Here is a 13,970-nt window from a genome sequence, read left to right as displayed (position 1 = left end):
AGATCATTAGGATTCGTCGCGTTTCGCATCGTTCCCCGCCCTGCCCGAGCATTCATGTCAACCCACGAAGAACACGTCCTGGTCATTCCCGCATCGGTCATCGACGAGATCGGTGTGATCGACGGATTTGAATCCGACATCGATCGCTTTCTCGGACCGATCTTGCAAAGCGACCTGCTGTCCTATCGGCCACGTTCGGCGATGGAAGTCGATCCCCGTTTCAAACAATTGATCCCCTACGTCGTCTTGGAATGGACCGACGCGTCGGGCCGGCCCCATGTGTTTGCCTACACCCGCGGCGGCGGTGGCGGCGAAGAACGGTTGCACGCCAAACGAAGTATCGGGATCGGTGGACACATCAGCCGCGAAGACGCCGCCGACGGCAAAGACGCCTATGCCACCGGCATGCAACGCGAGCTGGCCGAAGAGATTCAGTTGGATGCCCAGTACACCGAGACCCGCGAAGGTTTGATCTACGATCCGTCCAACGAAGTCGGACAGGTTCACCTGGGCGTGGTGCACCGGTTTGTGCTCGATTCACCCCAAGTCGCCAGTAACGAAGTCGATTTGGCCGAGGGCGGATTTGTCTCGATTGACGCGTTGCGCGAGCAGCATGAACAACTCGAGACGTGGAGTCAGTTGGCGCTTGACGCCCTGTATGGACATGTGGGGTAAGCTTCTAGCTTGCCTCGCAAGCTGGAAGCTTACGCCACGGATCGCAAGCTGGAAGCTTACGCCACGGTTGGAAGCTTATGCCACTTTGGAGGGGCGATGATTTATTTGGACAATCACGCGACGACGCCCTGTGATCCACGCGTCGCCCAACAGATGATGCCGTGGCTGGTCGAGCACTTTGGCAACCCCCACAGCACCTCGCACGAAATGGGACGTCAGGCAAAATCGGCGATGGATGCCGCGTTGGCGAGCGTCGCTTCGCAGCTCGCGGTCGCGGCCGACGCCGTGTTGATCACCAGCGGGGCGACCGAGAGCAATAACTTGGCGATCGACGGAGTTTGCCGCCACCCGCGCCAGCGAAGGCGTCATGTCGTGACGAGCACGATCGAGCATCCCGCCGTTTTGGATGTCGTCGCCAGGCTGGAAAAGGATGGGTTTCGGGTCACGCGTGTTCCGGTGCATCCGCAGGATCACCCACTCGCCGGACAGATCGATCTGGAACCATTGGCTGCGGCGGTCGACGACGACACCGCACTGGTTTCGGTGCATTGGGCGAACAACGAAATCGGCGTGATCCAACCGATGTCGCAGATCGCCGCGCTCGCCCACCAGGCCGGCGCGCTCGTCCACAGCGATGCGACCCAAGCGGTCGGACGAATCGCGGTTGATTTACAACGCGTCGATGTGGATTTGATCAGCGCGTCGGCGCACAAGTTCTATGGCCCCAAGGGTGTCGGCCTGTTGACGACGGCCGGTGGGGTTCCCAGACGCCGAGTGCGATTGAAGCCGATGATCGTCGGCGGAGGCCAACAACGAAACCTGCGCAGCGGGACGATGGCTCCGGCCAACGTGATCGCGCTGGCCACCGCGCTCGACTTGGCCGTCGCGGAATCATCCCAGGTCGCCCGGCGGGTCGGTGAATTGCAGCTGCGACTTTGGGACGGATTGCAGCAGGGCATCGACGGCATCTGCCTGAACGGACCGACGCTCGAATCGTCGATGCGACTGGAGGGCAATCTGAACTGCCGGTTGCCGGGGATCGAAGGCGAATCGTGGATGGCCGCCTGCAGCGAGGTCGCCTTCAGCAGCGGGTCGGCCTGCAGCAGCGTCGACGCCAAACCCAGTCACGTGTTGACGGGATTGGGGTTGAGCGAAAGTGAAGCTCGGCGAAGCGTCCGATTCGGAATCGGGAAATTCAACACGTCCGAGCAGATCGACCGTGCGATCGAGATCCTGGTCGCCGGTTATCGAAGCCTGGCGTGAGTGGGGGCGTCGGCGTTGGGGACGCCGCAAAGGCATTTGCGTCGTTGGGAAAGTCTTTTGCGTCACTCCGGTGACGGGGCATCGCGTGGGTGTCACAAAACGCGACGGATTATCGCCTAATCGCCACGAGAATCTTCGATACTCCGTGCAACCCACGGATTCTTCGCTACCGTCTCGGGGGGCGGCGATGCATAATATCACGCCGTGCTTATCGGACCTTTTCCCACCCCAAGCTTCCCACCAACCGATCACCCTACCGACAATGAATCGACCCATCCGGATGTTTGCTTTGGCCGCTTCGGCGGCGCTGGCCTGTCTGCTGTTTTCCAACGTTACCCTGGCCGCCGATCTGAAACTGCAAAAAGGCGACCACCTCTGTCTGGTCGGCAACGCTCTGGGTGAGCGAATGCAGGTCCAAAACGAATGGGAAACGTTGCTGCACACCCGTTTTCCCGAGCTGGAACTGGTGGTGCGAAATCTATGTTTTCCCGGCGACGAACCCTACACCCGAATTCGGTCGAAGAATTTCGGCGATCCGACCAGCCACCTGACGCACAGCCAGGCTTCGGTGGTCATGTATTTCTTCGGATACAACGAATCCTTCGCCGGTGAAAAAGGCGTCACGCAGTACAAGTCCGACCTGACCAAACTGGTCTCGGAAACCCTGGCGGCGGACTACGGCAAGGGGCGCCCGCAAGTCGTCTTGGTGTCGCCGATCGCGTTCGAAGGCTCGGACGATCCGAATCTTTCCGACGGCGTCGAGCAAAACAAGAACTTGGCGCTGTACACCGAAGCGATGTCCGACGTCGCTTCGCAAACCGATGTCGTCTTTGTCGATCTGTTCACGCCGACCCGGGCGTTGTTTGAATCGTCACCACAACGTTTGACGATCAATGGATTTCACTTAAGCGACATCGGATACGACGCGCTGGCACCGATCTTGGATCAGGCCCTGTTCGGCAACAAGCTTTCCACACCGATCAACCCGGATCTGAAAAACGAAATCGACGACAAAAACTTTCACTGGTTCCATCGCTATCGCGCCGTCAACGGGTTTTCCATCTACGGTGACCGTGGCTTGGCGGGTCAAGACGGAGACCGCAAGTACAACAACCGCGTGGTGATGGAACGTGAACGCGCGATTTTGGACGAGATGACGGCGAATCGCGACGCCCGCGTTTGGGCGGTCGCCGCCGGCAAGCCGGTCCCGAAGACCATCGATGACTCCAATACACTGCCGTTCCTCAACCCGACCACGAACGTCGGCACGCCGAACGACCGGAATGCCAAAGCCGGCAAGCTCGGATCGCTGGAGTACCTGCCCGCCGCCGAGCAAATCAAATTGTTCGATTTGGCCGACGGTTATGAAATCCAATTGGTCGCATCGGAAGAACAATTCCCCGAATTGTCCAACCCGGTCGCGCTGAATTTCGATAGCAAGGGACGATTGTGGGTCGCGACGATGAAGTCGTATCCGCACTGGAAACCCAAATCCCCGATGAACGACAAACTGTTGATCTTTGAAGACAACGACGGCGACCATGCGGCCGATGTCTGCAAAGTGTTTGCCGAGGGTTTGCATCAACCCACCGGATTCGAACTCGGTCACGGCGGCGCGTACGTGTCTCGCCAGCCCGACATCTGGTTCATCAAAGACACCGACGGTGATGACAAAGCCGATGTGGTGACGCGGCAACTGGTCGGATTCGATTCGGCCGACTCGCACCACGGCATTGCGGCATTTGAATGGGGCCCCGGTGGCAATCTGTACTTCGAAGAAGGCACCTTCAAGTTCTCGGCCGTTGAATCACCCTACGGCGTGCGTCGATTGGCCGAGGCCGGGATTTGGAAATACAATCCCCGAACCGAACGGATGGACGTCCACGCCTCGTTCGCGTTTGCCAACCCCTGGGGCTACTGCTACGACAAATGGGGCCAAGACTTCATCGGCGACGCATCGCCCGGCAACGCGTACTGGGCCGCACCGATCAGCGGTCATGTCGAGTATCCCAACAAGCACCCCGGCGGAAGCCAACATCGACGCGTCGCCGCGCTCGCCGGCGGCGACCCCAAGTACAAGTTCCCGACGTTCTACCCCAAACGGATTCGACCGTTGGCCGGATGCGCGATCGTCTCCAGTCGCCATTTTCCCGATGACATGCAAGGCAACTTCCTGGTCACCAACGTGATCGGTGAACGCGCGATTTTGAACCACAAGATCACGCCCGCCGAAAATGGCAGCGGTTTTGTCGGCGAGGAAGTCGAAATGCTGCTTTCCTGCCGCGACGGAAACTTCCGACCCGTCGACGTTCAGTTCGCCCCGGACGGTTCGCTGTATATCGTCGACTGGCACAACGCGTTGATCGGCCATTTGCAACACAACCTGCGTGACCCCAGTCGTGATCATTCCCACGGTCGGATCTGGCGTGTCACGCACAAGGATCGCCCGTTGCTCCAACCCGCCAAGATCGATGGTGCGACGATTCCCCAGTTGCTGGAATTGCTGAAGTCACCCGAAGACCGAACGCGCTATCGGGCACGTCGCGAATTGGCCGCACGCGACAGCGGTTCCGTGTTGGAAGCGCTCGACAGCTGGGTGGCCGGTTTGGACGCCTCGGATCCCAACGTCGAACATCAGCAAATGGAAGCCTTGTGGATGTATCAGACGCACAACCGAGTGCGGACCGATTTGCTGGACAAACTGTCGGCGTCGGACAACGATCGGGCACGTGCCGCATGCGTCCGGCTGACGTCACACATGATGCACGCGATCCCCGATCACGCCGATCGCTTCGCAAAAGCCGTTCATGATGAGCATCCGACGGTTCGCTTGGAAGCCGTTCGCGCGATCAGTTTCCTGGAAGGAGACGAAGCGATCGAAATGGCCCTCGGCGTGTTGGAATACGACATGGACGACTACTTGCAGTACACGCTCGATGAAACGATGCGCCAACTGGAACAGTAGGTCTCGGGCCTGAATTGATGCACCCCGAGAGGGGTGAAAGCGAGTAGCCGGTGGTCGCCTTGCGCACCGCCGGATCCGTTCGAAGACAAGTGGATTGACCCCGAATTAGGTCAAAGCAAATTCTGCGACCCCGTTGGGACGTCGCTTGTATTACTGACGGGGAATTAATAACAAACGGGCTCCCTTCTCCCCCACAAATCGTTAACAAGCTTGCTTGTCGATTTGTGGGGGAGAAGGGCTGGGGATGAGGGGGCTGGGGAATCGACGTTGGAACCCGCATCGCTCGTCGCCGAGCATACGACTGGGAGGCTGTCCTCGATGCCATTGCGGCCCAGGTGTGTTGCATCTCACCCCCAATCTCTCTCTCCAAAAAACTCTCGACGCTTCGCGACTTCGGCGTGTTTTGGGGAGAGTGGAGCCAGTGTATTTGTTAGATATCCGTCAGTCATCCAATCGACGTCCCTTCGGGATCCAGGGCTCACGCCAAAATACCACCCCATACCACCTCCACCCTTCCAAATTAAACCATGCGTTCGCTCTCACGCCTGTTACTCTTTGCCGTCGCTGCCCAAATCACCTTCGTCGCACCATGTCTGGCAAAGGACGCGGAGCCGCCGACAATCTTTCTGGACAAGTCGCCACGCATCGTCGCGTATCAATTGGGGCGGCTGAACGACGAACGCTTGTTGCTCGTGCCCCGGTCCACGGATGACAAAAAGTACATCCCGGTTTACGAAGCCATCGTGGGACGGCCGGCGATGGCGGCGGGCATTCGCGACGAAGCGTTCCAGGCGTTGGCGAAACTGAAGGACAGTTCGGTTGCGGCGGAAATGTTGGCGGCGATCACCAAGTCGAAAATGGATACCCCGGATGCGAAGCGGTTGGTCGATCTGTTGACCGGGCTGATGTTGAAACGTCCCGCGGCGGAATTGACGGCGCTCAAGCCCGTGCTGTCAGAGGTGGCCGGCGATGACGATCCCGCGCTGCGTCCGATCGCGCTGGCGGGACTGATCACCGCCGGCGACACCGCCGCGGCGCGATCGATCGCCGAATCGGACGCCGATGCCACGATCGCGCTGCTGGCCGCCATCCGAAAACTGCCCAACAAAAAACTGAAAGTGGCGCAGCGCGACTACGCGGTCAACCAACTCGAATCCGCGGACTCGCTAGACGTCAAGCTGGCCGCCATCGACGCGTTGTCCCGCATTCCCGCCGATCAAGCCGACACGTACCAGCGGTTGATCACGCAAGTTGAGGATGCGGCAACACGAACGGCCGCCAGCCGTGGTTTGATGCGTTTGCCGCCGGGCGTTTTTCAAACCGACAGCTCACTCGCAGCGGCCCAGGCACTGGTCGCGTTCGCCGAAGCCACCCCGGCCGCCGCGCGGACGACCGATGCGTTCATCGATGCGATGCAGTTGGTCGATCGTTTGTTGACGAAGATCCCGCCGCAGCAATCCAGGGCCTTGCGGAGCCGGTTGCGTGAAGTCACCGTTCGGGTTGTGAAGATCGGGACGGTCGAAGAAGAGATGCGATACGACGTTCCGTACTTCGCGGTCGAAGCCGGACGTCCGGTGCAGATCCTGTTGGAGAACCATGACCTGATGCCGCACAACCTGGTGATCACCCAGCCGGGCGCGCTCAAGGGAGTCGCCATGGCGGGGTTGGCGGCCGGTCCCCAAGGCACCGGCGGACTGCCGTACGTTCCCGATTCACCCAACGTCATCGCGGCAAGCGAGATGGTCGCGCCAGACAGTGCGACACGGATCACCCTGACCGCTCCGTCGGCGCCCGGCGAGTATCCCTATGTCTGTACTTTCCCCCAACACTGGTACCGCATGTACGGCGTGATGGTCGTGGTCGAAGACCTGGATGCCTGGAACCAGAATCCGGTCGAACCGGCCAATCCCCTCGGCAGCACCCGATCATTCGTCCAAGCGTGGACGCTGGAAGATTTCGCCGGAGACTTTGACTCGGACCTTCGCGGTCGCACACCGGAGATCGGCGAAAAAGTGTTTAACGAAGCGTCTTGCGTGGGATGCCACAAAATCAAGGGCGTCGGCGGCGCGGTCGGACCCGAGTTGACCGACACGTACACCAAATGGAAGTCCGATCACATGGGGATCCTGCGCGAGATCCTAGTCCCCTCGCACAAGATCGACAGCAAGTACGCGATGCAAATCATTCTGACGGTGGATGGCCAAACCCTGTCGGGAATCGTTGTGGATGAAAATGACGACACCGTCACGTTGCTGACCAACCCGGAAGCAAAAGAACCGGTGATCATCCTGCAAGACGACATCGAAGTCATCAAACGCAGTGCAACCTCGATGATGCCCAAAGCGTTGATGGACCAGTACACCAAAGACGAAGTGCTGGATTTGATGGCGTACTTGAAATCGGTCGACGAGGCGCAGGAGAAGTAGTCGGCGGTCGAGCGTCGCTGCAGTAGGGCATGCTGTGCATGCCAACGGGCCTGGAAGCCCCAACCTGAGGACAGCCCCCAGTGCCCGATTGGAATGGACCCACGGATGGCAGCGCGAACCCACGGATGAAAAGCAGCCAGGGATCCGTGGGTTCGCGCTGCCATCCGTGGGTGTTCTCCGTCCCTGTGGCACCGGAGATCGTTTGTTCGATCCGATCGATCCTGGGAAGCCGATTGCGAGACAGTCCATGGCTCCCCCGCACGACATCGATCGACAGACGCTGCAGTAAGGCATGCTGTGTATACCATCGGGCCGTCAGGCACAGTCTGCCCTACGCTCGGACGGTCTCTCTTCGGTTATAGTTGACCAATGGCCACCGACAAATCCAATTCGAACGAGACGCCGGTCGACGGCGACGACGCCTTGGACGAGATTCTGGCGGAGTATCTGGAACGTCTCGAAGACGGACAGTCGCCCGACCCGGCGGATTATTTGGCACGCTACCCGCAGCACGCCGATGAGCTGTGTAGCTTTTTTCGGAACCATCACTGGATGGGCGAGGCCCCCGCGCCGCAGATCGTGTCGCTGTGCGGTCAGGAGATCGGGTCGTACCAGATCGAATCCGAGATCGCCCGCGGAGGCATGGGGGTCGTCTATCGCGCACGTCAATCGGGACTCGATCGCCCGGTCGCGGTGAAGTTGATCAGCAGCGGGGTGCTGGCCAGCGAAGAAGAACGCAAACGGTTTCGCATGGAAGCCGAGTCGGCGGCGCGGTTGGATCATCCGGGGATCATATCGATTCACGAGATCGGGACGTGGAACGGCCACGAGTACTTTTCGATGACGTTGGTCGACGGGCCGACGTTGCAACAGTTCGTCGAAGACCAATCCCTGAGTGATACCCGGGCCGCCGAAATGGTCCGCGAGATCGCACGGGCCGTCGCGTATGCGCATCGGGCGGGCATCGTGCATCGCGACCTCAAACCGGACAACATTCTGATCAACCAGGAAGGCCGGCCGTTGGTGGCCGATTTCGGGCTGGCCAAGTGGAGTCGTGAGGGGACGATGCTGACGCGGACGGGGCAAGTGTTGGGGACACCCAATTACATGAGTCCGGAACAGGCGTCCGGCAATGCCGGATCGGGAGTCACGTCGGACGTGTATTCTCTCGGCGCGATTCTGTACGCGCTGATCACCGGCGTGCCGCCGCACGAGGGCTCCAATCCGGCCGAAGTGATCCGCAGTGTGTTGCAAGATGAACCGAGTTTGCCACGCAGTTACCGCCCGCAATTGTCACGCGATCTGGAAAACGTTTGCCTGAAAGCGATTCGCTATGAACCCGAGTGCCGCTACCAATCCGCCGACGATCTGGCCGACGATCTGGATCGTTATCTCGCCGGTGACACCATCAAGGCGGCCGGCAGCGGATTGATCGAACGGGTGGCCCGCGAGATCGGCCGCGACCAGCACCAAGATCATTTCCTGCATTGGCACGAGACGTTGCTGTTGCTGGGGTTGATCATCTTCGTCACGCACGTGTTGATTTTTGTGTTGCTGAGGATGAATTTTCCTCCCTCGATCGCGTATTGGATTCCGCGATTGACGATGTTTGCGCTGATTTTTGGCACCATTTATCGGGCCCGTGACGGATCGTTGTCCCCCCGCAGCATTGCCGAACGCCCGGTTTGGTCGATTTGGCTGGGCTACCTGAGCGCCCTGGCGGTCGTGAATGTCTTGCTGTTCATCGGGGATATCAACCAGTCCGCGTTGTTTCCGCTCGCCTCGGCGCTCAGCGGATTCGCCTTTGTGGCGATGGCCGGTCACATTTGGGGCGGTTCGGCACTGGCGGGCATCGCGTTTTTTCTGGTCGCCCCGCTGATGGCCTGGTGGCCGGGGATTGCCCCGCTGCTGTTCGGGGCGATGTACCTGGTTTCGATCCTCGCGATCAGCCAGCACTATCGCCGCCGCAACAAATGAATTGGGCTACCGCCCGGGTGGCACGGCCCTGTAGTGTGTATCGCAAGCTGGAGCTTAGGCCACGGATCGCAAGCTGGAAGCTTACGCCACTTGATGGGATGGAAGATGGACGCACGAATCAATCGACGATGCCTTTGTGGCGGTGTTTGGCTCGCCCTGGCGATGACCGGCTTGATGGGTTGCCAAAGCTTGGTCAACCGCGGCTGGGTGGCTCCGCCGGGGCCGATGAATTACCAGCAAGCCAACGCGGTCGTGCACGACCCGTTTCCACAAGCCGACATCGGTCCGGACGACAACTCGATGCGTCCGCCGGACTATCAAAACCCGTTGGCGCTTCCGGTGCGGAACCAGATGAAAAACCAGGTCACGCCCTGGTTGCTGCCGTAGGGCATGCTGTGCATGCCGCAAGAACTTGTTCCCAGGCTCCGCCTGGGGACACACTGTCTCGGAGGCTCCGCCTCGCATTCGGCCGGCGGAGCCGGCGGTCGATGGCGTTCCCAGGCGGGAGCCTGGGAACGAGTTGCTCGCATCGGTTGTTGCCGTAGGGCATGCTGTGCATGCCGCAAGAACGACCGATTCAGCGCGTCGAGAACTTAAAGATCGTTTTGGTGACGTACTCGTCGTCCGGTTTCAGGATCGTCGAGGGGAAGTTCGGCTGATTGGGACTGTCGGGATAGTGTTGGGTTTCCAGACAAAAGCCGCCGCGGTGGACGTAGCTCTTTCCCGATTTTCCGGTCAGTCGTCCGTCGAGAAAATTCCCGCAGTAGAACTGCAGGCCCGGTTCGGTGGTCGAGACTTCGAGCACGCGTCCGGTCTTGGGTTCGTAAACGGATGCGGCCAGCGTCATCTCGCCGGTTTGGCCGCCCTTGTCCAGGACCCAGTTGTGGTCATAGCCGCCGCCGAATTTTAATTGTTCGTTTTCCGCCGCGATGTCGCGGCCGATCGGTTTTGCGGTCGTGAAATCGAACGGGGTTCCCTGGACCGCCTGTGTCTTGCCGGTCGGGATCAGCGTTTCATCGACGGGGGTGAAACGGCGGGCGTTGATCATCAGTTCGTGGCCCAGAATCGTGCCTTCACCCTCGCCCTTGAGATTGAAATACGTGTGCTGGGTCAGGTTGACCGGGGTCGCTTTGTCGGTCGTGGCCAGGTAATCGATTTCGATCGCATTGTCGTCGGTCAACCGATAGGTGACCGAACAATTCAGATTTCCCGGGTACCCTTCTTCACCATCGTTGGCCAGGTAGGACAACGTCACCGCGTTGGCTTCGTCGTCGACGCTTCCGTTCCAGATGACTTTGTCAAAGCCGATGATTCCGCCGTGCAGGCTGTTCGGCGGGTTGTTGATCGCCAGCGAGTACTCTTGGTCGTCGATGGTGAACTTTCCTTTCGCGATCCGATTCCCGTAACGACCGACGACGGCACCAAAATAGGGTTTGTCGACGGCGTTGGTGTAGCTGGCGATGTCGTTGTACCCGAGTGCCACGTCGGCCATGTTGCCGTCGCGATCGGGGACAACGATGGACATGATGATCGCACCATAGTTGGTGATTCGCACCGTCATGCCGTTGGCATTGTTCAGCGTGTAGAACTGGATGTCATCGGCCGTTTCGACTTCCACCGCTTTGCCGACATGCGGAAGCAGCAGGACCGTCGTCAGGGCGAGGCCGAAACAGGGCCAGAGGAGCGCGGAGATTCGTTTCATGATCGGAAAAATTGGGAGGGATAATTTGGGGGACAGGCTACGCCGACACGCCCGGTTGAATGACCACCTTCATCGCACCTTTCTCACCGGCATAAAGACGTGAGAACCATTCGGGGCCTTCTTCGAGTGTTGCCGTCGCGGTAATCAGCGGTGCGACCTGAATGGCGCCGCTCCGCATCAATTCGATGCACGCAGGGTACTCGCCGCACGAGGCGCATGTACCAAAAACGTTTAATTCTCGGGTGACGATCGCTTGCAGGGGGACTTCGACGCGCGGCGCCAGGTTTCCGACCAGCGTGATCGAGCCGCCCTTGCGCAGGCAGGCGATGGCGGTGTCGATCGTGGCGCTGGCGCCGACGACTTCCAACGCCACATCGGCGCCGCGGCCGGCGGTCAGTTTTCGAACCTCTTCGGCGACATCGACCTCGTCGGCCTTGAGCGCCACGTCGGCCCCCAGCGACAATGCCGCGTCCAGGCGGTCCTGGTCCAAATCCACCGCGATCACTTTGGCGCATCCGGCCAGTCGGATCGCTTGGATGGTCAACAATCCGATCATGCCGCTGCCGACGACCACCGCCGTATCACCCAGTTGGACCGGCGTTCGGTTGGCCGCGTGCACGGCCACCGAGACCGCTTCGATCAAGGCGGCGTGTTCGAACGGCATCTCTTCGGGCAATCGGTAACAGATGTGTTGGGGCACCGAGACCAGTTCGGCGAACGCACCGTGACGACGATACTCGCCACACGAGACGCCCAGGACGGTGCGGTTGTCGCACAGGTTGATTTCGCCGCGGCGGCAGTGAAAACAATCGCCACAGGAAACGGTGGAATCGAAGGTCACGTGATCGCCGACGGCAAAACCGGTCACTTCGCTGCCGATTTCGGCAACGACTCCGGACGCTTCGTGCCCCATCACCAAGGGCGGAATTCGACGCCCGCTGCTGCCGTCGTACCCGTGGATGTCGCTGCCGCAGATGCCACACGCTTTCACTTGAACCAGCAGATCTTTCGGGCCGACCGTGGGGTTGTCCACTTCGGTGACTTCCAGGTGTTTGTACTCGGTCAACAACATCGCTTTCATGCGTCAAGATCTCGGTCAGGGGGAGAGGTGAAACGGATTCGAACCGTTAGCCTAAAAGATAACGGATTTAACGCAATGAGATGCAGCTTGCCGCGTTTGCGAGCCTTATCCAAACAGAATCGCGATCACGACCGAAATCGTGATCAACAGGGCGCCGCCGAGACGAAAGACCATCTTTTTTCGTGATAAATCAGCTTCGCTGCCGCCCCAGATCAACGCCGCCCCCCAGGCAAGTAGGACGCCCCAGATGCCCCGCATCGAATAAACCACGTTCACCCGCGGTGCGTCCCCGAAGGCGGACAGAGTGAAGACGATGCAGAGCGCCTGTAAACCGATCAGCAATCCGCCGATCAGCAGGGAACGCCGGACCGCGGGGAGCGCAAATTTTTCCCGCTGGAAGCCGACCAAAAAGACGGTGGAGAAGCCGGCGACGAACCAGAACATGATCGGCAAAAAACGTCCCGTGGACCACGCCGCAATCGGCGAAGCGCAAAACCGCTGGACCAAAACGTCAAAGATCGAAAACGACGTGCTGGCAGCCATCGCGCTCAGAATCGTGTAGCCGATGCGGCTGTGGGTACCCGACCCCGTCCACTGAACCAGTGCGATGCCGACGGTCGCCAGCGTGGCCGCCAACCAAATCGCCGCAGGCAGACTTTGGCCACCGATCAACGTCGCCAGAATCGCCACCAGCAACACTTTAATACCGAACAGCGGGGCCGCGATCGAGACGTCGCCGTGCGTGATCGCAAAAAACGTCCCCATCTGACCGCTGATGTAAAATACCGCCACCAGCGCCGGTTGCCAGAGCAGCCAGACGTTGACCGGTTCGCTCTCGAGAAACCAAAACCCCGAAAACAGCGTCGCCGCCCACAGATTGGCGACCAACGACACCGTCCACGGATTCGCCCCTTCGAGGGTTGCCCGTTTCAAAAAAAGCAGGCCACAAGCGAATAGAACGCTGGCGGCGAGAGGAAACAGCAGGTGGTACGAGTCTTCGAGCACGGCAGGCTGGGGGTGGCGGAGGGACCGATAGCCTAGCGAAGTTGCCACAAAGCGGAAGTGACGCTTTGGCGCAGGACCGGCATCGAGTCGGGCAACGGGGCGGGCAATGATTTGCTACTGCAGTACAATCGATCCATGAAACGCATCACCACCACCGGATTCGCCGTCGCTTGGACTGCCGTGGCGGCGACTACGTTGCTCGGCGGTTTGGGCTGCGGCAAATCCACGCCGCCGGCCCCGGTCGTCGTCATCGATACGCAGACCGATTTACGGCACGATCACAAACATTTGCACGGTGATCCGCATCGTCATGACCACGACCATGGCGACAACTTCAGCGGCGCCCACGCCCATCCCCATGCGCACGGTCACCGCCACTGGCCGGCTCCCCATGGTGGAACGATCGTGAGCTTGCGCTGGAAGGGCGAGCTGGCTTCGGCGCCCCAACCAACCAAGCGTCCCGTTCCATTGGGTCCACACGTTGAGATCGTCGAGGGGTTTCCGGATCGATTGACGGTTTATTTTCTCTCGGAATCCGAGGAAGGTCCGTGGGAACGCTGGGACGTCGGTCCGGCGCCGCCGGTCCTTCGGCTGACCGTCGAATCCGCCGGGCTGACGCTGAGTTTGGATCTGGAGAAAAACGGTCAGGAAGGCGGATATGAAGCAACGTTGCCACCCCAAATACAAACGCTGTTCGCGGAGCAAGGCAGCGAAATCCGGTTCACGGACTGGGCGATGGACGCGGCGGGCCACGCGTTTGATGTTTCAGAGAATGTCGTCTACCGAATGGGTGAACTGGACGTGGTTGTAGAGTAATCTGTCCAGGCCGATGAGAAAATTCAGCCACTAGATCCTCCGTCCTTGTCCAGCCCTGCG

The 13,970-nt window shown here is 59.9% G+C and carries 10 protein-coding genes; 7 read left to right on the top strand and 3 right to left on the bottom strand.

Annotation, left to right across the window (positions count from 1 at the left end; all coding sequences use genetic code 11):
• Positions 1–54 precede the first annotated feature (54 nt).
• The 6 genes from Enr13x_RS29510 (at position 55) to Enr13x_RS29485 (ending at position 9,693) form a co-directional block, all read left to right on the top strand.
• Positions 55–675 carry a phosphoesterase gene (locus Enr13x_RS29510; RefSeq protein WP_145390424.1) on the top strand — a complete coding sequence of 207 codons (621 nt, stop codon included), beginning with the start codon at positions 55–57 and terminating at the stop codon, positions 673–675.
• Positions 676–771: 96 nt separating this feature from the next.
• On the top strand, positions 772–1,938 hold the full coding sequence (locus Enr13x_RS29505) for a cysteine desulfurase family protein (protein WP_145390423.1): 1,167 nt from the start codon (positions 772–774) through the stop codon (positions 1,936–1,938).
• A gap of 262 nt (positions 1,939–2,200) precedes the next feature.
• A complete protein-coding gene (locus tag Enr13x_RS29500) occupies positions 2,201–4,903 on the top strand; it encodes a PVC-type heme-binding CxxCH protein (protein ID WP_197455447.1) in 2,703 nt (900 codons plus the stop codon).
• 527 nt (positions 4,904–5,430) lie between these two features.
• Positions 5,431–7,329, top strand: coding sequence for a c-type cytochrome (locus Enr13x_RS29495; RefSeq protein ID WP_145390422.1), 1,899 nt, complete (start codon positions 5,431–5,433; stop codon positions 7,327–7,329).
• Positions 7,330–7,698: 369 nt separating this feature from the next.
• Positions 7,699–9,306: a serine/threonine-protein kinase gene (locus tag Enr13x_RS29490; protein WP_145390421.1), complete on the top strand. Its 1,608-nt coding sequence runs from the start codon at positions 7,699–7,701 to the stop codon at positions 9,304–9,306.
• Between the two features lie 105 nt (positions 9,307–9,411).
• Entirely contained in the window at positions 9,412–9,693 is a 282-nt protein-coding gene (locus Enr13x_RS29485) for a membrane or secreted protein (RefSeq protein WP_231743848.1), read from the top strand.
• Between the two features lie 190 nt (positions 9,694–9,883).
• Here the strand turns inward: Enr13x_RS29485 and Enr13x_RS29480 are convergent, their stop codons facing one another.
• From Enr13x_RS29480 to Enr13x_RS29470, 3 genes are all read right to left on the bottom strand, one after another.
• Positions 9,884–11,008 carry an aldose epimerase family protein gene (locus tag Enr13x_RS29480; protein WP_145390420.1) on the bottom strand — a complete coding sequence of 375 codons (1,125 nt, stop codon included), beginning with the start codon at positions 11,006–11,008 and terminating at the stop codon, positions 9,884–9,886.
• Positions 11,009–11,045: 37 nt separating this feature from the next.
• Entirely contained in the window at positions 11,046–12,089 is a 1,044-nt protein-coding gene (locus Enr13x_RS29475) for a galactitol-1-phosphate 5-dehydrogenase (RefSeq protein WP_145390419.1), read from the bottom strand.
• A gap of 105 nt (positions 12,090–12,194) precedes the next feature.
• The gene (locus Enr13x_RS29470) at positions 12,195–13,094 is read right to left on the bottom strand and encodes a DMT family transporter (RefSeq protein WP_145390418.1); all 900 of its coding nucleotides are present in this window, start codon (positions 13,092–13,094) and stop codon (positions 12,195–12,197) included.
• Positions 13,095–13,229: 135 nt separating this feature from the next.
• Here Enr13x_RS29470 and Enr13x_RS29465 point away from each other — a divergent pair, with 135 nt between their 5' ends.
• Positions 13,230–13,910, top strand: coding sequence for a hypothetical protein (locus tag Enr13x_RS29465; protein ID WP_145390417.1), 681 nt, complete (start codon positions 13,230–13,232; stop codon positions 13,908–13,910).
• Positions 13,911–13,970 lie beyond the last annotated feature (60 nt).

Source organism: Stieleria neptunia (assembly GCF_007754155.1).
GTDB lineage: Bacteria > Planctomycetota > Planctomycetia > Pirellulales > Pirellulaceae > Stieleria > Stieleria neptunia.
The sequence above is the reverse complement of the archived record's forward strand: the minus strand, read 5'-3'. Positions and strand labels throughout refer to the sequence as shown.

Coding starts and splice junctions, on each gene's coding strand:
- Enr13x_RS29500 (WP_197455447.1), top strand. CDS start 2,201: ATGAATCGACCCATCCGGATGTTTGCTTTGGCCGCTTCGGCGGCGCTG.
- Enr13x_RS29465 (WP_145390417.1), top strand. CDS start 13,230: ATGAAACGCATCACCACCACCGGATTCGCCGTCGCTTGGACTGCCGTG.
- Enr13x_RS29475 (WP_145390419.1), bottom strand. CDS start 12,089: ATGAAAGCGATGTTGTTGACCGAGTACAAACACCTGGAAGTCACCGAA.
- Enr13x_RS29510 (WP_145390424.1), top strand. CDS start 55: ATGTCAACCCACGAAGAACACGTCCTGGTCATTCCCGCATCGGTCATC.
- Enr13x_RS29495 (WP_145390422.1), top strand. CDS start 5,431: ATGCGTTCGCTCTCACGCCTGTTACTCTTTGCCGTCGCTGCCCAAATC.
- Enr13x_RS29480 (WP_145390420.1), bottom strand. CDS start 11,008: ATGAAACGAATCTCCGCGCTCCTCTGGCCCTGTTTCGGCCTCGCCCTG.
- Enr13x_RS29505 (WP_145390423.1), top strand. CDS start 772: ATGATTTATTTGGACAATCACGCGACGACGCCCTGTGATCCACGCGTC.
- Enr13x_RS29485 (WP_231743848.1), top strand. CDS start 9,412: ATGGACGCACGAATCAATCGACGATGCCTTTGTGGCGGTGTTTGGCTC.
- Enr13x_RS29490 (WP_145390421.1), top strand. CDS start 7,699: ATGGCCACCGACAAATCCAATTCGAACGAGACGCCGGTCGACGGCGAC.